The organism is Thiobacillus sp., from assembly GCA_024235835.1.
Classification (GTDB): Bacteria; Pseudomonadota; Gammaproteobacteria; order Burkholderiales; family Thiobacillaceae; genus PFJX01.
Genome location: JACKLQ010000001.1, coordinates 1270087 through 1294716, shown reverse-complemented (window position 1 = coordinate 1294716; position 24630 = coordinate 1270087). Strand labels below are relative to the sequence as shown.

The following is a 24630-nucleotide window of genomic DNA, read 5'->3' as shown; positions in this document are numbered from 1 at the left end:
CTATCTGCCTGGCCTGATCCTGCTGACGCTTGGCGTGCTGCTATGGTCGGGCATTGGCCCCAAGGACCGGTTCACCTGGTTCCTGGAGGTGGCGCCCGTGCTGGTGGGGTTGCCGCTGTTGCTGGCGACCCGGGGCCGCTTCCCCTTCACGCCCCTGGCCTACGGGCTCATGGCCCTGCATGGCGTTGTGCTGATGGTGGGCGGCCACTATACCTATGCGGAAATGCCCCTGTTCGACTGGGTCCGGGACACCTACGGCCTTGCCCGAAACCATTACGATCGGCTGGGGCATGTGGCCCAGGGGTTCTTTCCGGCCATCGTCGCGCGGGAGATCCTGGTCCGGGCTTCACCCCTCAAGTCGGGCGGATGGCTTTTTTTCCTGACAACATGCGTCTGCCTGGCCCTGTCCGCCTTCTATGAGCTGATCGAATGGTGGGTGGCGGTGGCTTCCGGCGACGAGGCCGTGGCCTTCCTGGCCACCCAGGGAGATGTATGGGATACCCAGTGGGACATGGTCCTGGCCCTGCTGGGGGCGTTATCCTCCCTACTACTACTGAGCCGCTGGCATGACCGGCAGCTAGAGCCAATGATTCAGGATGCCCCATGAGCGATTGCTGCGACCACGACTGTCCTTCCACCCAAGAGCCCGGCCACCTGGGCATCCCCCGCATCGGCCGTTTCAATGCCGAGGCCTTCGAGCAGGCGGTGACGGACCTGCTGCTGGCCTGCGGGGTGGCGCCGGATTCCGTGCATACCGGCAAGACTGCCAGGCGTGTGCGGGAACTATGGGAGCGACGCCTGCTTGGGGGCTACGAGATGGATCCGGGCGAGGCCCTGGGGGATGGTTTCAGCGATCCCCGGGAGGACATGGTGGTGGTGCGGGGCATCGCCGTGCACGGGGTGTGTCCCCACCATCTGGTGCCATTCCGCGGCGTGGCCCATGTGGCCTATGTGCCCGGGGGCAGGTTGCACGGCTTCGGCCGCATCGCCCGTCTGGTGGACGCGGTGGGCCACCGCTTTACGTATCAGGAGTGGATGACCCGGGACGTGGCGGAAGCCCTGATCCAGCACGGCAAGGCCAAGGGCGCGGCCTGCATCATCGAGGCGGAACAGCTGTGCCTGCTGCTGGGGGAAGACCGGCGTGGCGACGAGCGGGTGGTTACCCAGGCCTTCGCCGGTTGCTTCCAGGAAGATGCCCAACTGCGCAACGAGTTCCTGCGCGCCATCTCCGGTGGTCTCTCCGGCCGGTCTGTGTGATCCACCAAGGAAGACTTGCCCATGAGTGATCCGACCCGGCGCCCGGCCACCCTGGTGCTACCGCCCCTGCCCTATGCCCTGGCCTTGTATGCCGCGTGGCGACTCGATCGGGAGGTCTGGCCCCTGCCAGTGGACCTGGGCGCGGCAAATCCCTTGCTAGGCTGGGCCCTGGTGGGAGCCGGCCTGTTCATGTTTACCTGGACTCTCTTCACCTTCTGGCGACACCACACCACGGTGAACCCCTATCAGGCCGCTTCCTGTCTGGTGGACGACGGGCCTTTCCGTCTTTCGCGCAACCCCATCTACCTGGGAGACTGGCTCATCTTCGCCGGAGTCATGCTGCTGCTGCACACCCTGTGGCCTCTGGCCTTCGCGCCCCTGGTGTGGCTCATCATCCGCTATGGCGTGATCCGCCACGAGGAAGTCCATCTGGAAGCCCGTTTTGGTGAGGCCTATGTCGCGTACAAGGCACGCGTCGGAAGATGGTTTTAAGCGGGCAGGGGAACTCGTGGCACGTCCGGAACGTCTTCCTCCTGATTGTCACGGGCAACTGCCACGTGGGTCATGGCAGTTCGCATGGAGGAAAAAACCATGGTTAAACCCCTGTTGTTTCTAGGCGTGCTGGTGGCCTCCGTCGCTGCCCAGGCCCAGGACTGGAAGGTAGACTACGTCAAGAGCCGCGTCAGCTTTGTTGTCCGCCAGATGAATGTGCCGGTGGAGGGGGGCTTCAAGCGCTTCATCGCCCAGGTGAGCTTCGACCCGGCCAAGGTGGAAAGCGCAAAAATGCGCGTGGACCTGGACATGGCCAGCATCGACACCGGTTCCGCCGAAGGCGACGACGAGGCCAGACGTCCACTCTGGTTTGACATGGCTCGCCACCCCAGGGCCACTTTCGTGAGCCAATCCGTCGCACGGCAGGCAGACGGCCGTTACATGGCCAGGGGCGATTTGGTCATCAAGGGACGGACCCGGGCCGTTTCCGTGCCTTTCAGCCTTGGCCGCCAGGCCAACGGGGCCTGGCTGGCGGAAGGAAAACTGCCTGTTAGCCGTGCAGATTTCGGCATTGGGGGCGGGGATTGGAATGACGTGGTGGCAAATGAGGCCGAGGCCCGTTTCCGCATCTGGTTGACACCTTGAAGGAGCAGGGACAATGAATGGACGTTTGGCGTCTGGGGTTTGCGTATGCCTGTTGGCCATGGCCTGGGGCACCATGGCTTGGGCAACGGAAGAGAGATTCGTGCTTGACCCGACCCACACATTTCCCAGCTTCGAGATACGCCATCAAGGCATTTCCACCATGCGGGGAAAATTCAATCGAACCCAGGGAAGGGTGGTGCTGGATCCTCTGCAGGGAAGCGGGTCGATCGAGGTGACGGTGGATGCGGGATCCGTCGATACCGGGCTGGACGATCTGAATCAGAAGTTGCGCGGCGGGAGTTTCTTCTCCACGGGGCGCTTTCCAGAGATACGTTTCAAGTCCACTCAGATCGAATACCGGGATGGCAAACCCGTGATCGCCCGGGGGGAACTCACCATGCTGGGCCAGACCCGGCCGGTGGATCTGGAGATTCGTGACTACAACTGCACGCTGCAGTTTCTGACTCGACGGCCGATGTGCGGGGCTGACGTGCATGCCACGCTGCGCCGCTCGGATTTCGGCATGAACTTCGGCATTCCCCTCATCGGGGATGAAGTCCGTCTGGCGATCGAAGTGGAAGGCTTCAGGGATTAGTCTTGTGGTTGTTGGCGTGCATGATGGGCGGATCGATGGGGTTGCCGTTTTCGTCCACGTTTCCCACTTCCTCCACCACCTCGTGGCATTGGAATCTCACCTGCTTGCCGCCCAGGGCATGCTCGTGTACCAAAGCCTGGCCCATGTGCTCGCACACAGCCGTGTTGTCCACGTGCTTGGTCAGCAGGAACTGGTCCGCGCCGTTGGGGACCGTCAGCCAGAGGAGCAGGACAATCGATTTCATGATGAGGCCTTTCCATCGCAGGACTGTTGAGTCCTATATCGGCAAGATTCGGAATATCATTAATTGCTAATAATCGTACCTGTAAATCCGATTACAAGGGTGGGAAAAGCCAGTAGAGGTAAATATTGACCAGGCGCCCTTGCGATGGCGCAACAGCGGGGCCCGCGGCGGGCCGATGGGAGAATTGGAAAGTGATGGTTGGTCGGGGTGAGAGGATTCGAACCTCCGGCCTCTACGTCCCGAACGTAGCGCTCTACCAGGCTAAGCTACACCCCGACTGTGACGGCAGCGCCGTCTTCAGAATTCGCGGCTGACCGCGAAGGCCGGCAATTCTAGCAGTGCGTCCTTGTATTGGCTATCAGGCAACAGTGCGATGGCAACGTTGGCAAGATCTGCCTCGGCCTTGGCTTGAAGATGGGCATGTTCCAGGGCGCCGGTTTTTCGGACAATGGCCAGGATTTCCTGGAAATGGGTGCTATCCCCCTCAAGAATCGCCTGGCGGATGAGGGCTGTCTCTTCAGGGGCGCCATGCTTCATGGCGAAGAGCAGAGGCAGGGTCGGTTTGCCTTCAGCCAGGTCGTCGCCCACGTTCTTGCCAATCGTTTGAGTGTCGCCGGAATAATCCAGGACGTCGTCGATGATCTGGAAAGCGGTACCCAGGTGCATGCCATAGGCCCCCAGGGCATCTTCCATGTTGCGGTCCCTGCCATTGACGATGGCGCCCAGGCGGCCTGCGGCCTCGAAAAGCTTGGCGGTCTTGTAGCGGATGACCTGCAGATAAGCGGACTCGTCGATGTCCGGGTCGTTGCAGTTCATGAGTTGCAGCACCTCGCCTTCAGCGATGACGTTGGTGGCCTCCGACAACACCTCCATGACTCGCATGCTGTGCTGGGCCACCATCATCTGAAAGGCACGGGAATACAGAAAGTCACCCACCAGCACGCTGGCCGCGTTGCCGAACATGGCGTTGGCGGTATCCCGGCCCCGGCGCAACGCCGACGCATCCACCACATCATCGTGCAGCAGCGTGGCGGTGTGGATGAATTCCACCACGGCGGCCATCTCGTGATGCGCCGTACCCGCATAGCCCAGGGCCTTTGCGGTCAGCACCACCAGCGCGGGGCGGAGGCGCTTGCCGCCACTGTGGATGATGTATTCGGAGACTTGCCGCACCAGCGCGACTTCTGAATGCAGTCGCGCCCGGATGACCCGATCCACATCCGCCATGTCAGCCTGCAGGAGGGATTGGAAAAGGGGCTGGGTCACGGGTTCTCGGGTTTCAAGGGGCATGAAGTGGTGCTGCAGAGAGGAATCGAACCCCCGACCTACTGATTACGAATCAGTTGCTCTACCGACTGAGCTACTGCAGCGAATTTCGGCCGCGGATTATACATTCCCGGCTTGCATGCCCATAGGCCGGGAGCCGTCCTTTCGCGAAGAAAATATCTTGGCAGCCCGGATTCACAGATTTTGGTACAGGGTGAACGGGCACGCCAATTGGCTGGTTGGAAGCAGGGTAAGGTATTGAAATAAACGGATTTAATCGGTATATTAGCCAGCTCTAATTAAACCGTTCGGGGGCTGCTGATGTTTGGCATGTACAACATTAAGGAAATGGACGTGGATACCCTGGATGCAACGAAGGAAGGCATCCATCTCATCGACGTGCGCACGGAAGGTGAAGTGGCCCGTGGCGTAATCGATGGTGCCATCCACATCCCCCTGCATTTGCTGCCCTTGCGCACAGACGAGATTCCCCAGGACAAGCCGGTGGTGATCTATTGCAACTCCGGCGCCCGCTCCGCCCAAGCCTGCGCCTTCATGAACGCCAAGGGTTTCGGGAACATGCACAACCTGTCCGGCGGTATCATGGCCTGGGCCCGTTCGGGCAAGCCCTTGACCGCTTTGTCCTGACGCGATGCTCCAAGGTTAAGCCCCGGCGAAATTATCCGGAACCTGATCCTGGTTTCATCATTGCAATCTCCCCTGTCGGCGGTTACAGTACGGCCCGCCTTTTTAAGCACATGCTAATTTTTTGAAGGAGCGATCATGGATTTCGACAAAGAGCTCGACGCACGCGGTCTCAACTGCCCCCTGCCCATTCTGCGCGCCAAGAAAACACTGAACGAACTGGCCTCCGGTCAAGTTCTGAAGATCACCTCCACTGACCCGGGTTCCGTCAAGGACTTCGCCGCCTTCGCCAAGCAGACCGGCAACGAATTGCTGTCCTCCTCCGAGGCAGGCAGCGAGTACACCTTTTTCATGAAGAAGAAGTAATTCTTCCCGCCCTAGTCGGCGGGGTTGTCAACAATTGTCATCACTGTTGATGCGAGAGGCGGACACATGGACGATCAAAAGAAACTAGCGATCATCGCCACCAAGGGCACCCTGGACTGGGCCTATCCCCCGTTCATCCTGGCCTCCACGGCTGCGGCCCTGGGCTACGAGACCCAAATCTTCTTCACCTTCTACGGCCTGCAGATGCTGCGCAAGGACTTGTCCGGCCTGAAGGTCAGCCCCCTGGGCAACCCCGGCATGCCCATGAAGATGCCCTTTGGCCCCAAGTGGTTCAAGGGCATCAACTGGAACATCCCCAACGCAGTGCAGTCCATCGTACCGTTCTATGAGAACGTTGCGACCAGCCTGATGAAGATGACAATCGCCAACAACGGTGTGGCCACCATCCCCGAATTGCGTGAACTCTGCCAGGAAGCCGAGGTGAAGTTCATCGCTTGCCAGATGACCGTGGAACTTTTCGGTTTCGAACACAGCGACTTCATCGATGGCGTGGAATACGGTGGCGCGGCCACCTTCTTCGAATTCGCCGGCGAATCCGACATCTGCCTGTTCATCTGAGCCAGACATTGGTTGCATCAGCAAGCCGCCTCCGGGCGGCTTTTTTTGTTTTCTGGTGGAATTAATTTCATGGGACGCATGGCATTCCACATTTTTCTTAAGTAAAAACCTGTTGCCTGGCGGGTGTGCGGTCTATACCATGCGACCGCGAAATATTGTCACGTTCGTTACGTCATGCTTATCAGAGAGGAGACATTGATGCGTAAAAACCAACTCGTACTGGCCCTGGCCGCCCTGGGCTTTGCTGGATCTGCAATGGCCACCAACGGCTACTTCGCCCACGGTTATGGCATGGCTGCCAAAGGCATGGGTGGCGCCGGTATCGCGTATCCCCAGGATGCCTTGGCCGCCGCGACCAACCCTGCCGGCATGGTGCATGTGGGCAGCCGTATGGATATCGGCCTGGATATCTTTGCTCCGGACCGGGGCTTCACGTTCGCAGGCGGTTCTCCCGATGGCAACGGCAGTGGCGCCATGGAAAGCTGGTTCCCCATTCCCGAGTTTGGCTACAACCGCATGATCAACAAGGACATGTCAGTTGGCGTGTCCGTGTTCGGCAATGGCGGCATGAACACCACTTACGGTGACGGAAACCACCCCTTTACGGTATTTCCCGGTGGTCCCGGTGCCGGTGCTACCGTAGGCATTGATCTGATGCAGTTGTTCATTGCTCCCACGGTGGCCTACAAGGTCAATCCGCAATTCTCGGTCGGTGCTTCATTGAACCTGATCGCCCAGTCTTTTGAGTCCAAAGGTCTCGGTGGCTTTGGTCAGGCAGATGCAGGCAAGGATTACTCAACTGGCGTCAGCCTGCGACTGGGGGGTATGTATCAGGTCAGCGACCGCGTGACCGTTGGCGCGACGTACCAGACCAAGAGCAACATGAGCAAGTTTGACGACTATGCCGTCATGTTCCCCAACGCGGGTGAGTTCGACATCCCCGCAACGTACGGAGTCGGTATCGCGCTGAAGGCCAATGACAAGGTGGATGTTGCCTTTGACGTGATGCGTATCGACTACAACGGTGTCGCTGTCACCGGGAACAAGGCTACCTTCCCCCTCTTCGGCGCGAACCAGCATGGTTTCGGCTGGGATGACCAGACCGTGTTCAAACTCGGCGTGTCCTACAAGCACAGGAATGATCTGACCCTCCGTGCGGGCCTCAACTACGGCAAACAACCCATCGACGTGGCCACCGTTGCGGTGCCGGGAGACATCACCTCCGATCTGAACACGCTGGCTCCTGGCGTGGTGGAAACCCATCTGACTCTGGGCTTTACCAAGGATCTGAGTGCGGACTCGTCCATCACGGGTGCCTATATGCACGCCTTCAAAAAGGAAGTGAGCGGCGTGGGTGCTTTCCTGGGTGCAAGCACCCTGGAAATGAGCCAGAACTCCTTTGGCCTGAGCTACAACAAGAAATTCTGATTGTTGTAACCGCCTCCCAGTAAGCCCGCCTTGTGCGGGCTTTTTTCATGCGATGCCCAGACACAGCTGGCGAGTCTGTGGATTTGGGGATTTGTATGCCTCACGACAAAACAAGTTGCCTACATCACGTGGGTCATCCCCTTTTTGTTTAAAATTCACAAGCCCTGTCTTCAAATGGAAGTCATGATGAAACGAATCTTTGCCGCACTTGCCCTGGTTTTCTGGGCGCCCTTGTCTTTCGCCCTGAGCCCCTACTTCACAGGGGCCAAGGTCCAGTCTGGCGACGTCCAGACCGTGATGAACCAGGTTCAGGCCAAACTAGCCAAAGCCGGTTTCACCGTGCTGGGCAAGTACGCACCTCCCGGACTCGCTGGCTATGGCGTGGTGGTGGTTTCCGACCAGGCCGTGCTGAATATGGTGCGCCAGCTGGGGAGTGCGGCCATTGTCACCGCGCCCATCCGGGTGGGGGTTCGTGCTGATGGAACGGTGTCCTACATGAACCTGGAATACTGGGCCCGCGCCTATCTGCGCAAGCAGTACCCCCTGGCGGACAAGACCGTCCAGGCCACCCACGCCAGGCTGGTCAAGGCACTGGGAACGGGCAAGCCCTTTGGCGGTGACGTGGACCGCAAGGACCTGGCGGATTACCAGTACATGTTCGGCATGGAAGGCTTCGAGTCGGACAAGAACCTGCTCATGGAGCATCTGGTGTTTGAGGACGCTGTGAAGGCCATCCAGGACAACCTGGCGCGCAATGCGGCCAAGACCAGCAAGGTCTACGAGATCGTCATGCCGGACAAGAAGGTGGCGGTATTCGGCGTGGCCCTGAATGATCCCAAGGAAGGCGAGGGCTGGTGGGTGAAGACCATCGGCGCGGACAACATCGCCGCCCTGCCTTATGAGATCTACGTGGTGAACAACAAGGCGAACCACCTGTTTGCCCGATTCCGCATCGCCCTGGGCTGGCCCAACGTGGGCATGGGCGACTTCATGCGCATCGTGGATGCCCCGGGCGTCATTCGTGACTCCCTGACGGTGGTGGCCGGCGGCGCGCCTGAGCGCTAGCCGAAAATTGCAGGGACGTCCGCCGTGATCAACTGAAGGTCACGGCGCGACAGCCTTGGACGTTGCAGGCGAGATAACCACCTGTCTCGTACCAGTCCGGCAGAACCCACCGCTCGCAATCCCTGCCGTCGACCCGCAACCCATGCCGGGCCGGACGATGGGTATGTCCATGGATCATGCGCTGGGCCTGGGCCATGGCGTCTTGGATGGCCTGGGGATTCACATCCATGATGTCGGGCTTCTTGTCGGCCTTGGCCTGTTCGCTTTTTTCACGAATGGCGCGCGCTACTCCACGCCGGGTATCGATGGGTTGTGACATGAACTCCCTTTGCCATTGAGGGTCGCGTACCTGACGCCGGAAGGCCTGATAGGCCCCGTCGTCGGTGCAATAGGCATCCCCATGGCTCAAGAGAGTGGGAACGCCATGCAGGTCGATGAGGCAGGGGTCGGTGAGCGGTTGCCAGCCAGTGGCCTTTGCCAGGGCTTCGCCAGCCAGGAAATCCCGGTTGCCGGCGATGAAATACACAGGAACGCCGGTGCCCGCCAATTTCCGCAGACACTCAGCGATTTCGGCGTGGAAAGGCAAACTCAGCTCGTCGTCGCCCACCCAGGCCTCGAAGAAGTCGCCGAGGATATAGAGCGCTGCCGCATGGGTTGCGACCTCGTCCAGAAACCGCTTGAAGAGCGATATCGGTCCGGGGCGCTCGGGGGTGAGATGCAGGTCGGAGATGAAGAGGGTGGGGAGGTCGTCTCCTGACGCCCCCTCCGGCATGCCTGTGCGCGCCGGCGCGGAGGCATGGGGGGGCATGGAAGACGGGGAGGCGGGCATTACTCCTGGACTTCGGCCTTCTCGATGATCACGTCTTCAGCCGGCACGTCCTGGTGGCCGGCGCGCATGCCGGTACGCACCTTGCGGACACGATCCACCACGTCCTGGCCTTCCACCACCTTGCCGAATACGCAATAGCCGTAGCCCTGGGCGCTGGGTTCGCGGAAGTTGAGGAAGTCGTTGTTGGCCACGTTGATGAAGAACTGGCTGGTGGCGGAATCCGGGTTGGGGGTGCGCGCCATGGCGATGCTGTAGGCCTCGTTCTTCAGGCCGTTGTCCGCCTCGTTGCGGATGGGGGGGCGGGTGGCCTTCTGCTGCATGTCGGAGGTGAAACCTCCGCCCTGGATCATGAAACCGTCGATGACGCGATGAAAGATGGTGCCGTCGTAGTGGCCATCCCTGACGTACTGGAGGAAGTTGGACACGGTATCAGGGGCGGCCTGGGCGTTCAGTTCCAGGGTGATGGGTCCGAAATTGGTGGTGAGCTTGACCATGGGAGCCTTTCCATTCTTGGGTGCGGAAAACGCGCTCGCCGCCCAGGGGGCAGCGAGGCCAAATAACATCAGTTTGCGGCGAAGGGGACTGAACATCATTGCCTCAACGGTTGGCGAATTGGGACTTGGACAGGTCTTCGGATTTTTCCAGCGCGATGCGCCAGTGGCCATCCAGCCGTTTCCAGAAGAGCTGCTTGCGGGAGGTGCTGGAAAGCCTGTCACTGGCGTAATCCTGGACGAACTCCGTGTAGGCCATCTCGCCCCCGGGGTAGATGAACAGGCTGGCATCCCTGACATCCACCTTGATCCAGTCCTTGTTCTCGATGTTGCGCTTCTTGTTTTCCGCCCAGCCGCGGCCGAGACCCTGAAGGAAGTCGGGAGCGTAATGGTCGAGGAATCGATCCGCGTCGCGGGCCTGCCAGTCCTGTTGCCATTGGGACAATCGGTCCAACAACCGGGCACGGCTGCGTTCCCAGGTGTGCCGGTCCACCCAGTCAGCCCGGTCGACGATGACCACGGGGGTGACCCCCACCTGGATGTAGCGGCTGAGTTCGGTCAGGTCAGGATTGGTGACCACCACACAGCCCTCGCTGGAGCGCGGGGGGCGGCTGTAAGTGTCCGAGGGCACGCCATGCAGCCATATGCCGTGGCCTCCCCGCCCCTGAACCTGATCCCAGGCATTGGGGTAGTTGAGAGGGAAGGCGCCGTCGCCATAGAGGTCGGCCAGCTGGGCACGGGGCAGTTGCTGGGTGATCTGATAGACGCCAATAGGGGTGCGCTTGTCGCCCTCCACGCGTTTGTCGGTGCCGTTCCGGCCGACGGTCATGTAGTAGTCCTGTTTCAGCCGGGGCTCGCCATCCACGTTTTCGAACAGATAGAGCCGGGCGCGGGAGGCGTCCGCCAGCAGGGCGTAGCGTTGCTGGGGCGCAAGTTGGAGGATCTGGCGAGGCAGCAGATTGGGGTCGGGTTGGTCGATGTAGCGCATCAGTCTTACCCTGGCCTCGTCCTGCAGGTCGGAAAGGGACTGTTCGTCCCGGGCCTTGTTCGCCATGGTGCCCATGCCCGAAAGTGGGCGGGCCCGGGCCATGAGCAGATCCCCCTTTATCAGGTAGGCCAGCTTGAAGTCCGGGCGGATGGCGATGACCCGGTCCACTTCCTTCAGGGCATCGTCAAGACGGCTGGCGCGGATGTCCTGCAGGGTCTTGCCGATGAGGGCGTCGAGGGAAGGCAGGAAATGGGTGGTATCCGCCGAGGCCAGCATCATCGGCCCGTGGGGTTCTTCCGCCTGGGCCTGTGGCAGGCCGAACAGAGCGGTCGCCAGGGCGAGGCCGGCGGTGCGCAGAAACCTGAGGGCGAGCCTTTTCATCGTTCCTCTAGGATCTTCCAGGCTCCATCACGGTTCACCAGCGTGAGGGTCTTGCGGTCGTAGCCCTTGAAAGTGTTGGACTCGTAGCGTTGGCGGAAACGCACCGTGGCCTTGTCGTCCTTGATGCTGACCTTGATTTGGGAAAGGTCGACCTTGATGAATTCCGGCTTGGTCAGGCGTTCGTTGCGCAACGCCTCCCAGGCGGACCGGTCCTCTCCGCCGGGCACCTGGAAGTCCTTGTCGTAGGCGGCGAGATAGGCGGCCACATCCTTGGCCGACCAGGCGCTGGACCAGGCATTCACCGCCGCCAGGACCGCGTCTTCCGACGCCATGGCCGGGGCGGCCTTGGCGGGTTCAACAGGGAGGGACTCGGGGCGGGACGGCTCCTCGACCGGTTTCGTGGTCTGAGTCATCTGGGAAGGCTTGGCGGCTGGTTTGGCGGGTTCCTTTGCCTTGGCTGACTCCGGCAGGCGTGCCGCAGGGCTGAAAAGGTCCTGTATCAGTGCCAGCTTGGTCTGGGCAGAAACATTGGACTTGTCCAGCTGCATGGCCTTGTCATAGGCCTGGGAAGCCATCTTGGCGTAAATGTCGCCCAGATTCTCGTGGGCCGTGGCATAGCTGGGATGGGTGCGGATGGCCATTTCCAGGCTTTGCTTGGCGCGCTCGTAATCAGCCTGGGCGGCATACAGCACGGCCAGGTTGTTGTAGGGCTCCGGGAGTTCCGGGAAATCCTCGGTCAGTTCGGTGAATACCTTGATGGCGTCCGTGTTGCGTCCCAGTTCGGTGAGGATGAGCCCCTTCAGGAATCGTCCCTGGGCATCCTTGGGACTGCCCGCCAGGTAGGTGTTGATCTTCTCAAGGGCCACGGCGTTCTGGCCTTTGCGCAGGGCCTGGTTGGCATCCTGCACCGTGGGGGGCACGGCAAGTGCCACGGCCGGGAGCAGGGATAGAAGGAAGGCTGCGGAGAAACGAGTCAGTAACATCTGTGCTATTCTTTTCGCGGTTGTTTGCGGCTTGTACAGGTTCAGGAAACCCCGGCGAATTCTAGCCTTCGCGGGGCACATTTCAAAATTATCCCCACCCAATAAACCCCATCATGAGTGCCGACGAACGTCCATCCGCCGCGCCCGTGCAACATTTCATCCGTGCCGTCATCGACGATGATCTGGAGCAAGGCAGGCACTCCCAGGTTGTCACGCGCTTTCCGCCGGAGCCCAATGGCTACCTGCACGTGGGCCATGCCAAGTCCATCTGCCTCAATTTTGGACTTGCCCTGGATTACGGCGGGTCGTGCAACCTGCGCTTCGACGACACCAACCCGGAGAAGGAAAGCGAGGAATACGCCAACGCCATCCAGGAGGACGTGCGCTGGCTGGGATTCCAATGGAACGGCGAAGTTCGCTGGGCTTCGGATTATTTCCAGCAACTCTACGATTACGCGGAGGAACTTATCCGCCAGGGCAAGGCCTACGTGTGCGACCTGACCCCCGAGGAAACCCGCCAGTACCGGGGCACCCTCACGCAACCCGGGCGCGACAGTCCCTACCGCAGCCGCAGCGTGGAAGAGAGCCTGGACCTTTTCCGCCGCATGAAGGCCGGGGAGTTTGCCGATGGCTTCCGCACCCTGCGGGCCAGGATCGACATGGCCAGCCCCAACATCAACCTGCGGGACCCGGTGATCTACCGCATCAAGCGGGCCCACCACATCCGCACGGGGGATGCCTGGTGCATCTATCCCATGTACGACTATACCCACTGCATCTCGGATGCCCTGGAGCACATCACCCACTCCCTTTGCACCCTGGAGTTCGAGGATCACCGGCCCCTTTACGATTGGGTGCTGGACCAGCTGCCCGTGCCCTGCCATCCCCAGCAGATCGAGTTCTCCCGGCTGGAACTGCGCTACACCGTCACTTCCAAGCGCAAGCTGTTGCAACTGGTGACCCAGGGACTTGTGGCCGGCTGGGACGACCCCCGCATGCCCACCATCCACGGCATGCGCCGCCGCGGCTACACACCAGCAGGTATCCGTGAATTCGCCCGCCGCATCGGCATTTCCAAGAGCGAGAACGTCATCGACATGGCGGTGCTGGAAGGCTGCATGCGGGAAGACCTGGAAAGCACCGCACCTAGGGTCATGGCCGTGCTCAACCCCCTTAAGGTGGTGCTGACCAATTTCCAGGAAGGTGTCACAGCCAGCCGGGCCGCCGGCTTCCATCCCAACCACCCGGAGTTCGGCGAGCGGGAAGTGCCCATCGGCCGGGAAATCTGGATCGAGCGGGAAGACTTTGCCCTGGAGCCACCCCCGGGCTGGCAGCGCCTGACGGAGGGGGGCGAGGTGCGCCTGCGCTATTCCTACGTGATCAAGTGCGACGAGGTGGTGAAGGACGCCGCCGGCAATGTGATGGAACTGCGTTGCAGCATCGACCACGACACCCTGGGCAAGAACCCCCAGGGCCGCAAGGTGAAGGGCGTCATTCATTGGCTTTCCGCCGCCCACGCCCTGCGGGCTGAAGTGCGCCTTTACGACCGTCTGTTCACCGACCCGGAGCCGGACGGCCACAGGGATCGGGATTTCCTGGAATTCCTCAATCCCGATTCCCTGAGTGTGGTGCAGGGCTGGATCGAGCCGGCCGCCGCCCAGCTTCAGCCCGAGGCCCATTACCAGTTCGAACGCATCGGCTACTTCTGCGCAGACCGCTTCGACCACGTGCCCGGCGTCAAACCGGTGTTCAACCGCACGGTGGGGCTGAAGGACACCTGGGCCAAGTAACTCCAACGATTCGCCATGCTGACTGTCTACAACACACTGAGCCGCCGCAAAGAGGCATTCACCCCCATGGAGCCCGGCAAGGTGCGCATGTACGTGTGCGGCATGACTGTCTATGACTACTGCCACCTGGGGCACGCCCGGGTGCTGGTGGTTTTTGACATGATCACCCGCTGGCTGCGTGCCTCCGGCTACGACGTGGATTACGTGCGCAACATCACGGACATCGACGACAAGATCATCAAGCGGGCCAATGAGAACGGCGAGGCCTTCACCGCCCTGACCCAGCGTTTCATCGACGCCATGCACGCGGACAGTGCCGCCCTGGGCGTGCTGCCGCCGAACCACGAACCCCGAGCCACGGAATACGTGGGCAAGATGCTCACCATGATCCAGGCCCTCATCGACCGGGGCCATGCCTACGCGGCCGACAATGGCGACGTGTATTACGCCGTGGGTTCTTTCTCCTCTTATGGCCAGCTTTCCGGCAAGTCCCTGGAAGACCTGCGGGCCGGCGAGCGGGTGGAGGTGGACCCGAACAAACGGGACCCCATGGACTTCGTGCTGTGGAAGGCCGCCAAGCCGGGTGAGCCCGCCTGGCCTTCCCCGTGGGGACCGGGCCGGCCCGGCTGGCACATCGAGTGTTCAGTGATGGGCTCGGACCTGCTGGGCCCCCATTTCGACATCCACGGCGGTGGGCAGGATCTCCAGTTCCCCCACCACGAGAACGAGATCGCCCAGAGCGAGGGCGCCCACGGATGCAAGTTCGTCAACTACTGGTTGCACAACGGCTTCGTGCGGGTGGACGACGAGAAGATGTCCAAGAGCCTGGGCAACTTCTTCACCATCCGGGAGGTGCTGGAAAAGTACGACGCCGAGGTGGTGCGCTTTTTCATCCTGCGCGCTCATTACCGCAGTCCCCTGAATTATTCGGACCAGCATTTGGATGACGCCAAGGCGGCCCTGACCCGGCTTTACACAGCCTTGCGTGGTGTGGAGGCGGTGCAAGCAGCCATCGACTGGGCCGATTCCTATGCCGCCCGTTTCAAGGCAGCCATGGATGACGATTTCAATACACCGGAGGCGCTGGCCGTGCTGTTCGACCTGGCAGGGGCCCTGAACCGTGACAATGACTCCTCGCTGGCTGGCACACTAAAGGGCTTGGCTGGTGTCCTGGGGTTGCTTGACCGGGCATCTGACGAATTTCTCAAGGCTGGAGGCGGTTCGACAGACGATGCCTATTCGCCGGAGCGCATCGATGCGTTGATTCAGGAGCGCATCGCGTCGCGCAAGAACAAGGATTTCAAGCGCGGCGATGCCATCCGCGACGAGTTGAAGGCTGCCGGCATCGTGCTGGAGGATTCGCCCCAGGGCACTACCTGGCGTCGCGAGTGATCCAGTCCAGTTATTGAGGACGAAAAAAACGGCTGCCGAAGCAGCCGTTTTTCATGACAACGCCTTCGATTACTTGGCAGCGGGAGCGGCGGCCGGAGCGGTGTAGCCAGGCACCTGGAGCATCTGGGTCCAGGCGTTGGGATCGAAGAAGTTGAAGGTGCCGGCGGGGGCGGCGGGTACCGTCCAGGGGGTGGCGGTGGAGCCAGCCGGGGCGGTGGGGATGGTGAAGTTAGGAACCGTGTAGGAAGCGGGGTTCATGAAGCCAGACCACATGCTGCCGTAGGAGTTGGGGTTCATGGAGGCACCCAGCCAGCCCATGTACAGGTTGGGGTTGGCCGGAGCCATCATCAGCTGCAGGCTGCGGGGATCCAGGGGGGACATCATCCACTTCAGGTACATGTTGGGGTTCAGGGTGTTCATGAACATGGACATCAGCTTGGGATCCATGGGAGACATGGCCCAACGCATCAGCTTGCCGGGGTCAGACAGCTGGGTCAGCACGGCGGTGTAGAAGTTGGGGTCCATGGTAGCGGCCAGCCACTTCATGTACACGTTGGGGTCGGCAAACTGGGCCACGTTGGAGTAGGCGCCGGGCTGGGTCATGGAGTTCATCATGTTCAGCCAGTTGCCCGGATCCATCATCTGGTTGCCCATGGTGGTGTAGAAGCCGGGTTCGGTCACGGCGTTCAGCCAGGGCACGAACACCTTGGGATCCTTGTAGGCGGACATGTTCTTGGTCATGTCGGTCATACGGGCCAGCCAGGCTTCGGGAGTCTGGGGCACGGCGGCAGCGGCAGCGGGGGCAGCGGCAGGGGCGGCGTCAGCAGCGAACACGGCGGGGGCAGCGGAAACCAGCAGAGCAGCGACCAGGGTCTTTACTTTCATGTCTATCTCCTAGAGGGGGGGTTGGTGGGGCAACAGCGAAGCTATGCACAACAGAATATCGGTATGTCCTAATCTTCGCAAAACCTGATCATGAACACTTATAGTTGTGCATATTTATGTTGCAATACAGCTACATGTCCATAGGGTACAAATTTGGGTTACGAAGCAACAAGTGCGGTGGAGCAGTGCGTTCTGCTGGGCGTCTCGGGTTGGGAGTGGCCGGATTGGGACGACGGCTTTTATCCGTCCGACATGCCTCCGGAATGGCGTCTTGCCTATTACAACACCCAGTTTCCATGCGTGTTCGTACCGGCGACGCAGTGGCGGGGAGTGTCAGCTGAAACAATGGGCCATTGGGGTGAAGATACCCATGCACGGTTTCTGTTCTTGCTGGAGTGTTCAGAAGGCGAGGCTGTGCCGGAAGCCTTGCGGGAGAAGGCCCGGTGCATCGCCGCACACGACACGCGCATAACCTGGTTTGATCGCCACACCGACATCAAGGCCTTGGCCGAGGCGCTCAGGCAAGTAGCATGCAGTGTCCGCTATGTACTCAGTCGGGATGGCGACCTGGTACAACTGGAGAGGGTGCGTACCTTGCTGGGCCTGCTGGGATTCATGGCCTGATGCGGTGCACCGAATTACAGCTGGGGCGTTGCCCTGTAGAATGGCGTCCGCTGCGAAGAAGAACAAAGTAAGTGTCCGACAACCTGATCGAAATCCGCGACTTGTCCTTTGCCTATGGCGATCGTTTGGTGCTCAAGGGCATCAACCTCACCGCCAGGCGTGGCCAGGTCATCGCCATCATGGGCATCTCCGGAGGGGGAAAAACCACTCTCCTGCGCCTGATTGGTGGCGCTCTGCGGCCCACCACCGGCCTGCTGAGGGTGGATGGCGTGGACATGAGCCGCATCGACAACGCGGGGCTCTACCAGCTGCGGCGGCGTATGGGCATGCTGTTCCAGTTTGGTGCCCTGTTCACGGATATGTCCGTATTCGACAACGTGGCGTTCCCGTTGCGCGAGCACACGGACTTGCCGGAAGAAATGATCCACGACCTGGTGATGATGAAACTGAATGCGGTTGGGCTGCGAGGGGCCAGCGACCTGATGCCATCAGAACTTTCCGGCGGCATGGCCCGCCGGGTCGCCCTGGCCCGGGCCATTGCCCTGGAACCCAATCTCATCCTCTACGACGAGCCCTTCGCCGGCTTGGATCCCATCTCCCTGGGGGTCACGGGGAACCTGATACGGCGCCTCTCCGACACCCTGGGCATCACATCCATCGTGGTTACCCACGACATCCAGGAATCCTTGCGCATGGTGGATTACGTTTATTTCGTATCCGAGGGTGTCATTGCCGCGGAAGGTACTCCGGATCAGTTGCGGGCATCGGGAGAGCCTTTCGTACACCAGTTCGTGCATGGTGAAGAGGACGGTCCCGTCCCCTTCCACTACCCGGCGCCCAGCTATGCCGACCACCTGGAGCTCCGGGCATGATGGATTTCGCGCAAGCCGGCCTGCGGCGCATCGGCCGCCGGGTCATCGACTCCATCTGGCGCATGGGCACGGCAACCCGATTCTTTGTCCTGACCCTGCTTCATTCAGGGCAAAGCTTCAGTCGTTTCCATCTCATCATCCGGGAGATCTTCAGCGCCGGCGTGTTGTCCCTCATCATCATCCTGGTGTCTGGCCTGTTCGTAGGCATGGTGCTGGGACTCCAGGGTTACGAGACGTTGCAGACCTACGGTTCTGAAGAGGCCCTGGGCGTCCTGGTGTCCCTCTCCCTGGTACGGGAACTGGGGCCCGTGGTGGCGGCCCTGCTGTTCGCCAGCCGGGCGGGTTCCGCCATTACCGCCGAGATCGGGCTGATGAAGGCCACGGAACAGATCGCCGCCATGGAAATGATGGCTGTGGACCCCATCGCCCGGGTGGTGGCCCCCCGTTTCTGGGGCGCGGTGATTTCCATGCCCCTGCTGGCTGCCCTGTTCTCCGCCATGGGCATCTTTGGCGGCTATCTGGTGGGCGTGGTGCTCATCGGCGTGGACGAAGGCTCCTTCTGGTCCCAGATGCAGGCTGCCGTGGATTTCCGCGAAGACGTCCTCAACGGCGTGATCAAGAGCGTGGTTTTTGGCGTGGCGGTCACGGCCATTGCCCTGTTCGAGGGCTATGACGCTCCGCCCACCGCCGAAGGGGTTTCACGCGCCACCACCCGTACCGTGGTGACTTCCTCCCTGGCCATCCTGGGCCTGGATTTCATTCTGACCGCATTCATGTTTTCTGGAGTTTGACCATGCAGCGCGCGACCCTGGACCTCTGGGTGGGCATTTTCGTGGTGGCCGGACTGGGGGCTCTCCTGTTCCTGGCCCTCAAGGTGGGCAACATGACCGGCTTCGACAGCAGCACCGCCTATACCGTCAAGGCCGAGTTCGAGAACATCGGCGGCCTCAAGCCCCGGGCCCCCATCAAGAGTGCCGGCGTGGTGGTGGGGCGCGTGTCCGACATCAGTTTCGATAACGCGTCCTACGAGGCCGTGGTGAGCATGAAGCTGGATACCCGCTTCAAATTCCCCCGGGACACCAGCGCGGCCATCATGACCTCTGGCCTGCTGGGGGAGCAGTACATTGCCCTGGAGGCGGGGGGCGAGGAAAAAATGCTGGCCGAAGGCGACAGCCTGAAACTTACGCAGGGCGCCGTGGTCCTTGAAAACCTGATCGGCCAGTTTCTCTACAACAAGGCGGATAGTGCTGGCGAGGCAGGTGCCCAGTAGTCAAGTGCGCTTGACGCGGTTTTGGCTTAGGCTGACCTTCAACCATATCGTTGATAAAGGATATTGAAATGCAACATTGGACGTCTTCGCTGATGTCTGCGGTGGCAATGATGGCTGCCCTGATGCTGGCGCCTGCCGCCTTGGCTGAAATGGCGCCGGATGCCCTGGCCAAGAGCACAACCAATGAGGTGCTTCGCATCGTCCGCCAGGACAAGGACATCAAGAGCGGCAATTCCAGGAAGATTCTTGACCTGGTGGAGCAGAAGATCCTGCCCAACTTCGACTTCCAGCACATGACCCAGCTGGCGGTGGGCAAGCACTGGCCCAGGGCTTCGCCGGAGCAGCAGCAGGCCCTGGTGTCCGAGTTCCGCACCATGCTGGTGCGCACCTACTCTTCCGCCATTTCCAGCGTGGCGGACTACAAGATCGAGTTCAAGCCCTTCAACGCCGCGCCGGGGGACACGGAAGTCACGGTAAACACCGAGGTCAGCAAGCCCGGCGCCCCTCCCATTCCCATCGATTACCGCATGGAAAAGAGGAATGGCGCATGGAAGGTGTTCGACGTGCTGGTGGACAACGTCAGCCTGGTGACCGTCTACCGCAATTCCTTCAATTCCGAGGTGCGCCGCAATGGCGTGGACGGTCTCATCGTCGCCCTGCAACGACGCAACAAGCCGCCGGCGGAACTCGCCCGCTGATGGAAAAGCAGGGAAACGCGGAACTGCGGGTCGACGGACAGGTTGCCTTCCTGGAAGGCAACCTGACCCTGGCCCATGCCGCCCGCATGCTGGCCCAGGGCAAGGCGGCGATCCAGCAGGGGGTATCCAGGTTCGACCTGTCCCGGGTGGGGCACATGGATTCATCCGCCATCAGCCTGATCCTGGGCCTGCGGCGCTTTGCCGCCTCCAGCGGCCAAACCATCCAGATTCAATCCGTCTCGGACAGCCTGCTCAGCCTCGCCAAGCTCTATGGCGTGGCTGAGCATCTATAACCGTTCTTTGCCATGACCTCGGCGGTCCGCATTCGCGGCCTGGAAAAGGCCTTCATTGGCGTGAATTCCCGGGTCCATGCCCTGCGCGGCGTGGACCTGGACATTCGGCAAGGGGAGTTCTTCGCCCTGTTGGGCCCCAATGGCGCGGGCAAGACCACCCTCATCAGCATCCTGGCAGGCCTGGCCAGGGCCACGGCGGGCACCGCCGAGATCATGGGCCACGACGTGGTGCGGAACTACCGGGAGGCCCGGCGCCAGCTGGGGGTGGTGCCCCAGGAACTGGTATTCGACCCCTTCTTCACGGTGCGGGAATCCCTGGTGTTCCAGGCCGGCTACTTCGGCCTGCGCCGGAACGACGCCTGGATCGACGAACTCCTGGCCCACCTGGGCCTGACGGACAAGGCGGACACCAATATGCGCCGCCTGTCCGGCGGCATGAAGCGCCGCGCCCTGGTGGCCCAGGCCCTGGTGCACCGCCCCCCCGTCATCGTCCTGGATGAGCCCACCGCCGGGGTGGACGTGGAGCTGCGCCAGTCCCTGTGGGCCTTCATTCGCCAACTCAATGAGCAGGGGCACACCATCCTGCTCACCACCCATTACCTGGAAGAAGCGGAAACCCTGTGCGAACGGGTGGCCATGCTGAAGGATGGCCGCATCGTCGCCCTGGACCGCACCGCCAACCTGCTGCGGGCCGGAGCTGAACGCCGTCTGGTGCTGGAGATCGACACCGAATTGCCTGCCTTCCTACTGCCCCGCCTCAAGGGCAGGGAAGGGGGGCGTTATCTGCTGGACCTGCCTGATTACACCGAGCTGGAGGGCATTCTGGCGGACCTGCGCCAGGCCGGCGTGGGCATCCGGGACCTGGCTGTCCGCCAGCCCGACCTGGAAGAGGTGTTCATCAAGGTGATGCAGGAGGCCTCGCCGTGATCGGCTTCTGGACACTGTTCAAGAAGGAGATCCTGCGCTTCTGGAAGGTGCTGCTGCAAACCGTGGCGGCCCCCATCCTCACGGCCCTGCTGTACCTGCTCATCTTCTCCCACGTACTGGAGGCCCATGTGGAGGTCTATCCCGGAGTCGGCTACACCGCCTTCCTCATGCCTGGGCTGGTGATGATGTCACTGCTGCAGAACGCCTTCGCCAATTCCTCCTCCTCCCTGATCCAGTCCAAGATCACGGGCAACATCGTGTTCGTGCTGCTGCCGCCCCTGTCCTACATGGAGTTCTTCCTGGCCTACATGCTGGCTGCCCTGGTGCGGGGCCTGGTGATCGGCGTGGGCGTAATGCTGGTGGGACTGTTCTTCGCCGACCTGGAGATGCGTCATCCCCTGTGGGTGCTGAGCTTTGCCGTGGCAGCCGGGGTGGTTTTTGCCTGCGTCGGCATGATGGCGGGCATCTGGGCGGAGAAATTCGACCATCTGGCGGGGGTGCAGAACTTCGCCATCATGCCCCTGACCTTCCTGTCCGGCGTGTTCTATTCCATCCATTCCCTGCCGGCCTTCTGGCAGGGGGTGTCCCATTTCAACCCGGTGTTCTACATGATCGACGGTTTCCGCTTTGGTTTCTTCGGGCTGTCGGACGTGAGTCCCTGGCTGGGCCTGGCCGTGGTGGCCCCCACGGCCCTGCTTTCCTCGCTGTTCACTTTGTGGATGCTGCGTTCGGGCTATAAACTCCGCCACTGAAATTTTTGGATTTTCAAATGGTTACTCCCCAACAAATCCAGGACTGGATCGCCGCGAATCTGCCCTGCGACTACCTGAAAGTGGCCGGCGACGGCCAGCACTTCGAAGCCGTCATCGTCAGCGCCGAGTTCGCCGGCAAGCTGCCGGTGGCCCGCCACCAGCGGGTCTACCAGGCCCTGGGCGACAGGATGAAGGCCGAGATCCACGCCCTGTCCATGCGCACCCTGACCCCGGAGGAGTGGAAAGCGGCCAATGGATAAGCTCGTTGTCACCGGCGGCGCCCGCCTCTCCGGGGAAGTGGCCATTTCCGGCGCCAAGAACGCGGCCCTGCCCATCCTCTGCGCCGCCCTGCTCGCCAGGGAGCCCCTGGAATTGACCAACGTGCCGGAGCTGAACGACATCGGCACCATGCTCAGGCTGCTGGAGCAGATGGGCGTGAAGGTGGCCCGGGATGGCCACAACGTGACCCTGGACGCCTCCGGCCTGAACAACCCCGTGGCGCCCTACGAGATGGTGAAGACCATGCGCGCCAGCATCCTGGTGCTTGGGCCCCTGGCGGCCCGCTGTGGCGAGGCGCGCGTGTCCCTGCCCGGCGGCTGCGCCATCGGCGCCCGGCCCGTGGACCAGCACATCAAGGGCCTCCAGTCCATGGGCGCCGAGGTGTCCGTGGACCACGGCTATGTTCAGGCCAGGACGACTCGCCTGAAGGGCGCCCGCATCTTTACCGACATGGTCACCGTCACCGGCACCGAGAACCTGATGATGGCCGCCTGCCTGGCCGACGGCGAGACGGTCATCGAGAACGCCGCCCGGGAACCGGAGGTGGTGGACCTGGCCCAGTGCCTGGTGGGCATGGGCGCCCAGATCAGCGGCGCCGGCACGGACGTGATCCGCATCCGCGGCGTGGAAAAGCTCCATGGCGCCAGCCACCGGGTCATGCCGGACCGCATCGAGACCGGCACCTTCCTGTGCGCCGCCGCGGCCACGGGCGGCAAGGTGCGCCTCACCGGCACCTCCGCCGGCTATCTGGACGCGGTGGTGGACAAGCTCATGGATGCAGGCTGCGACATCGCCAGCGAGAAGGTGCCGGGGTCGGAATCCATCATCATCCAGGCCCCGGCCCGGCTGAAGGCGGTGTCCATCCGCACTGCCCCCTATCCGGCCTTTCCCACGGACATGCAGGCCCAGTTCATGGTGATCAACACCGTGGCCGAGGGCAGCGCGGTCATTCGCGAGACCATCTTCGAGAACCGCTTCATGCACGCCGTGGAATTGATCCGCCTGGGGGCGGACATCAAGATCGATGGCAACACCGCCTTCGTCACCGGCGTGGAGCGCCTCCAGGGCGCCACGGTCATGGCCACGGACCTGCGGGCCTCCGCCAGCCTGGTGGTGGCCGGCCTGGTGGCGGAAGGGGAAACCCACATCGAGCGCATCTACCATCTGGACCGGGGGTATGAGCACATAGAACAGAAGTTCGAGGCTCTGGGAGCTTCCATCCGGCGGGAAAAAGCCTAGCTTGAGGGAATCATGTTGGTCATATAAAATGACCAACATGATTGATCGAGCGCCTGTCCTATGAGCCAATTCAACATTGCAGAAGCGAAAAGCCACTTTTCCGAGCTGGTGCAAAAAGCCTTGCTGGGCGAGGAAGTTGTCATTGCCAAGGACAACAAACCCTTGCTGCGACTGACCCCCATTGTGCCAGTCAAGCGGGGGCGCACGCCGGGGTCGGCCAAGGGGCAGATATTGCACATGGCGCCGGACTTTGACGCCACACCTGCGGATTTTGGCGACTACCAGTGATGCAACTGCTGCTGGATACCCACACCTTCCTCTGGTGGGTGAACGACGCCCCGGAGTTGTCAGCCAAGGCCCGCAAGGCCATCGCGGACGAGGCCAACACGTGCTTTCTCAGCCTGGCCAGCTGCTGGGAGATGGCCATCAAATCCAGCCTGGGCAAGCTGGGGCTGGCCATGCCCCTGGACCGATTCATCCCGGAGCAGTTGGCCGCCAACGGTTTTTCCCTGCTCAACATCGATTTCCGTCACGCGGCCCGGGTGGAAACCTTGCCCTTCCATCATCGCGATCCCTTTGACCGCCTGCTGGTGGCCCAGGCCCAGGCAGAGAAACTGACCCTGGTGTCGGCGGACACCAAGCTGTCCGATTACGGCGTGAAACGCATTTGGTAGAACACACATGACCCAAATCACCCTGGCCCTGTCCAAGGGCCGCATTTTCGAAGAGACCCTGCCCCTGCTGGCGGCGGCGGGCATCACCCCCAACGAGAGCCCGGAGTCCTCCCGCAAGCTCATCATCGACACCAACCGGCCCGACGTGCGCCTCATCATCGTGCGGGCCACGGACGTGCCCACCTATGTGCAGCACGGCGCGGCGGACATGGGCATCGCCGGCAAGGACGTGCTCATCGAGCATGGCGGCGAAGGCTTGTACCAGCCCGTGGACCTGGACATCGCCAAGTGCCGCATGATGGTGGCCGTGCCCGTGGGCTTCGACTACGCCGGCAAGGTGAAGCGGGGTGCCCGCCTGCGGGTGGCCACCAAGTACGTGAACACCGCCCGGCTGCATTTCGCCGCCAAGGGCGTGCATGTGGACCTGATCAAGCTCTACGGCTCCATGGAACTGGCGCCTCTGGTGGGCCTGTCCGACGTCATCGTCGACCTGGTGTCCACCGGCGGCACCCTCAAGGCCAACAACCTGGAGGCGGTGGAGTCCATCATGGACATCAGTTCCCGCCTGGTGGTGAACCAGGCTGCATTGAAGCTGAAACACGCCGGGATTCACCCTATCATTGAAGCCTTCAAGGGCGCCGTAAGCAAAGGCGTCCCCACTCCATAACTTGCCCGCGAGCT

32 protein-coding genes and 2 tRNA genes are annotated in these 24630 nt (G+C 61.6%); 25 read left to right on the top strand and 9 right to left on the bottom strand.

Going from position 1 to position 24630, the window contains the following annotated elements; translation table 11 throughout:
* Positions 1-4: 4 nt before the first annotated feature.
* From H6935_06405 to H6935_06385, 5 genes are all read left to right on the top strand, one after another.
* On the top strand, positions 5-607 hold the full coding sequence (locus H6935_06405; protein MCP5277981.1) for a DUF2238 domain-containing protein: 603 nt from the start codon (positions 5-7) through the stop codon (positions 605-607).
* Positions 604-1257, top strand: coding sequence for a GTP cyclohydrolase I FolE (folE, locus tag H6935_06400; GenBank protein MCP5277980.1), 654 nt, complete (start codon positions 604-606; stop codon positions 1255-1257). Before H6935_06405 ends, folE begins: the two co-directional genes overlap by 4 nt.
* 21 nt (positions 1258-1278) lie before the next feature.
* On the top strand, positions 1279-1749 hold the full coding sequence (locus H6935_06395; GenBank protein ID MCP5277979.1) for an isoprenylcysteine carboxylmethyltransferase family protein: 471 nt from the start codon (positions 1279-1281) through the stop codon (positions 1747-1749).
* A 99-nt stretch (positions 1750-1848) separates the two neighbouring features.
* On the top strand, positions 1849-2394 hold the full coding sequence (locus tag H6935_06390) for a YceI family protein (protein MCP5277978.1): 546 nt from the start codon (positions 1849-1851) through the stop codon (positions 2392-2394).
* 58 nt (positions 2395-2452) lie between these two features.
* A complete protein-coding gene (locus H6935_06385) occupies positions 2453-2989 on the top strand; it encodes a YceI family protein (GenBank protein ID MCP5277977.1) in 537 nt (178 codons plus the stop codon).
* On the opposite strand, the gene H6935_06380 is transcribed toward H6935_06385, so the two are convergent.
* The 4 genes from H6935_06380 to H6935_06365 form a co-directional block, all read right to left on the bottom strand.
* Positions 2979-3233: a hypothetical protein gene (locus H6935_06380; GenBank protein MCP5277976.1), complete on the bottom strand. Its 255-nt coding sequence runs from the start codon at positions 3231-3233 to the stop codon at positions 2979-2981. The genes H6935_06385 and H6935_06380 overlap by 11 nt on opposite strands.
* Positions 3234-3432: 199 nt before the next feature.
* Positions 3433-3509: transfer RNA gene (locus H6935_06375), tRNA-Pro, on the bottom strand.
* Positions 3510-3530: 21 nt separating this feature from the next.
* Positions 3531-4523, bottom strand: coding sequence for an octaprenyl diphosphate synthase (gene ispB, locus H6935_06370; GenBank protein MCP5277975.1), 993 nt, complete (start codon positions 4521-4523; stop codon positions 3531-3533).
* 4 nt (positions 4524-4527) lie between these two features.
* Positions 4528-4603: transfer RNA gene (locus tag H6935_06365), tRNA-Thr, on the bottom strand.
* A gap of 217 nt (positions 4604-4820) precedes the next feature.
* Between H6935_06365 and H6935_06360 the strand changes: the two genes are divergently transcribed.
* The 5 genes from H6935_06360 to H6935_06340 all read left to right on the top strand — a co-directional run bounded on the left by H6935_06360 (position 4821) and on the right by H6935_06340 (position 8582).
* The gene (locus tag H6935_06360; protein ID MCP5277974.1) at positions 4821-5147 is read left to right on the top strand and encodes a rhodanese-like domain-containing protein; all 327 of its coding nucleotides are present in this window, start codon (positions 4821-4823) and stop codon (positions 5145-5147) included.
* A gap of 135 nt (positions 5148-5282) precedes the next feature.
* A complete protein-coding gene (locus H6935_06355; protein ID MCP5277973.1) occupies positions 5283-5510 on the top strand; it encodes a sulfurtransferase TusA family protein in 228 nt (75 codons plus the stop codon).
* 66 nt (positions 5511-5576) lie between these two features.
* Positions 5577-6089: a DsrE/DsrF/DrsH-like family protein gene (locus H6935_06350; protein ID MCP5277972.1), complete on the top strand. Its 513-nt coding sequence runs from the start codon at positions 5577-5579 to the stop codon at positions 6087-6089.
* 198 nt (positions 6090-6287) lie between these two features.
* On the top strand, positions 6288-7517 hold the full coding sequence (locus H6935_06345; protein ID MCP5277971.1) for an outer membrane protein transport protein: 1230 nt from the start codon (positions 6288-6290) through the stop codon (positions 7515-7517).
* Positions 7518-7703: 186 nt separating this feature from the next.
* Positions 7704-8582 carry a hypothetical protein gene (locus H6935_06340; GenBank protein MCP5277970.1) on the top strand — a complete coding sequence of 293 codons (879 nt, stop codon included), beginning with the start codon at positions 7704-7706 and terminating at the stop codon, positions 8580-8582.
* 28 nt (positions 8583-8610) lie between these two features.
* Here H6935_06340 and H6935_06335 read toward each other — a convergent pair whose 3' ends face one another.
* The 4 genes from H6935_06335 to H6935_06320 form a co-directional block, all read right to left on the bottom strand.
* The gene (locus H6935_06335) at positions 8611-9354 is read right to left on the bottom strand and encodes a UDP-2,3-diacylglucosamine diphosphatase (protein ID MCP5277969.1); all 744 of its coding nucleotides are present in this window, start codon (positions 9352-9354) and stop codon (positions 8611-8613) included.
* Between the two features lie 56 nt (positions 9355-9410).
* Positions 9411-9905, bottom strand: coding sequence for a peptidyl-prolyl cis-trans isomerase (locus H6935_06330; protein ID MCP5277968.1), 495 nt, complete (start codon positions 9903-9905; stop codon positions 9411-9413).
* 103 nt (positions 9906-10008) lie between these two features.
* Entirely contained in the window at positions 10009-11271 is a 1263-nt protein-coding gene (locus H6935_06325) for a L,D-transpeptidase family protein (GenBank protein MCP5277967.1), read from the bottom strand.
* The gene (locus H6935_06320) at positions 11268-12254 is read right to left on the bottom strand and encodes a tetratricopeptide repeat protein (GenBank protein MCP5277966.1); all 987 of its coding nucleotides are present in this window, start codon (positions 12252-12254) and stop codon (positions 11268-11270) included. The genes H6935_06325 and H6935_06320 overlap by 4 nt, the downstream gene beginning before the upstream one ends.
* A 113-nt stretch (positions 12255-12367) precedes the next feature.
* Here H6935_06320 and H6935_06315 point away from each other — a divergent pair, with 113 nt between their 5' ends.
* Complete coding sequence (locus H6935_06315; GenBank protein ID MCP5277965.1) at positions 12368-14044, top strand: glutamine--tRNA ligase/YqeY domain fusion protein; 1677 nt, start codon at positions 12368-12370, stop codon at positions 14042-14044.
* 15 nt (positions 14045-14059) lie between these two features.
* On the top strand, positions 14060-15436 hold the full coding sequence (locus tag H6935_06310) for a cysteine--tRNA ligase (protein MCP5277964.1): 1377 nt from the start codon (positions 14060-14062) through the stop codon (positions 15434-15436).
* Positions 15437-15505: 69 nt separating this feature from the next.
* Here the strand turns inward: H6935_06310 and H6935_06305 are convergent, their stop codons facing one another.
* Positions 15506-16321, bottom strand: coding sequence for a hypothetical protein (locus H6935_06305; protein MCP5277963.1), 816 nt, complete (start codon positions 16319-16321; stop codon positions 15506-15508).
* A 153-nt stretch (positions 16322-16474) separates the two neighbouring features.
* Between H6935_06305 and H6935_06300 the strand changes: the two genes are divergently transcribed.
* From H6935_06300 to H6935_06240, 13 genes are all read left to right on the top strand, one after another.
* Positions 16475-16945 (top strand): hypothetical protein, encoded by a 471-nt coding sequence (locus H6935_06300; protein ID MCP5277962.1) that lies wholly within the window; start codon positions 16475-16477, stop codon positions 16943-16945.
* A 71-nt stretch (positions 16946-17016) separates the two neighbouring features.
* Complete coding sequence (locus H6935_06295; GenBank protein MCP5277961.1) at positions 17017-17817, top strand: ABC transporter ATP-binding protein; 801 nt, start codon at positions 17017-17019, stop codon at positions 17815-17817.
* On the top strand, positions 17817-18608 hold the full coding sequence (gene mlaE / locus H6935_06290) for a lipid asymmetry maintenance ABC transporter permease subunit MlaE (GenBank protein ID MCP5277960.1): 792 nt from the start codon (positions 17817-17819) through the stop codon (positions 18606-18608). The genes H6935_06295 and mlaE overlap by 1 nt, the downstream gene beginning before the upstream one ends.
* A gap of 2 nt (positions 18609-18610) precedes the next feature.
* Positions 18611-19087: an outer membrane lipid asymmetry maintenance protein MlaD gene (mlaD, locus tag H6935_06285; GenBank protein ID MCP5277959.1), complete on the top strand. Its 477-nt coding sequence runs from the start codon at positions 18611-18613 to the stop codon at positions 19085-19087.
* Between the two features lie 68 nt (positions 19088-19155).
* Entirely contained in the window at positions 19156-19785 is a 630-nt protein-coding gene (locus H6935_06280) for an ABC transporter substrate-binding protein (GenBank protein ID MCP5277958.1), read from the top strand.
* The gene (locus tag H6935_06275) at positions 19785-20078 is read left to right on the top strand and encodes an STAS domain-containing protein (GenBank protein ID MCP5277957.1); all 294 of its coding nucleotides are present in this window, start codon (positions 19785-19787) and stop codon (positions 20076-20078) included. The genes H6935_06280 and H6935_06275 overlap by 1 nt, the downstream gene beginning before the upstream one ends.
* A 12-nt stretch (positions 20079-20090) precedes the next feature.
* A complete protein-coding gene (locus tag H6935_06270) occupies positions 20091-21005 on the top strand; it encodes an ABC transporter ATP-binding protein (GenBank protein ID MCP5277956.1) in 915 nt (304 codons plus the stop codon).
* Positions 21002-21757, top strand: a complete 756-nt coding sequence (locus H6935_06265) for an ABC transporter permease (GenBank protein ID MCP5277955.1) — start codon at positions 21002-21004, stop codon at positions 21755-21757. Before H6935_06270 ends, H6935_06265 begins: the two co-directional genes overlap by 4 nt.
* Before the next feature lie 17 nt (positions 21758-21774).
* The gene (locus H6935_06260; protein ID MCP5277954.1) at positions 21775-22017 is read left to right on the top strand and encodes a BolA/IbaG family iron-sulfur metabolism protein; all 243 of its coding nucleotides are present in this window, start codon (positions 21775-21777) and stop codon (positions 22015-22017) included.
* Positions 22010-23275, top strand: coding sequence for a UDP-N-acetylglucosamine 1-carboxyvinyltransferase (gene murA / locus H6935_06255; protein MCP5277953.1), 1266 nt, complete (start codon positions 22010-22012; stop codon positions 23273-23275). Before H6935_06260 ends, murA begins: the two co-directional genes overlap by 8 nt.
* A 60-nt stretch (positions 23276-23335) precedes the next feature.
* Positions 23336-23563 carry a type II toxin-antitoxin system Phd/YefM family antitoxin gene (locus tag H6935_06250; protein ID MCP5277952.1) on the top strand — a complete coding sequence of 76 codons (228 nt, stop codon included), beginning with the start codon at positions 23336-23338 and terminating at the stop codon, positions 23561-23563.
* Positions 23563-23949, top strand: a complete 387-nt coding sequence (locus H6935_06245) for a type II toxin-antitoxin system VapC family toxin (protein ID MCP5277951.1) — start codon at positions 23563-23565, stop codon at positions 23947-23949. Before H6935_06250 ends, H6935_06245 begins: the two co-directional genes overlap by 1 nt.
* Before the next feature lie 7 nt (positions 23950-23956).
* Positions 23957-24616 carry an ATP phosphoribosyltransferase gene (locus tag H6935_06240; GenBank protein MCP5277950.1) on the top strand — a complete coding sequence of 220 codons (660 nt, stop codon included), beginning with the start codon at positions 23957-23959 and terminating at the stop codon, positions 24614-24616.
* The last annotated feature ends 14 nt before the right edge of the window (positions 24617-24630 follow it).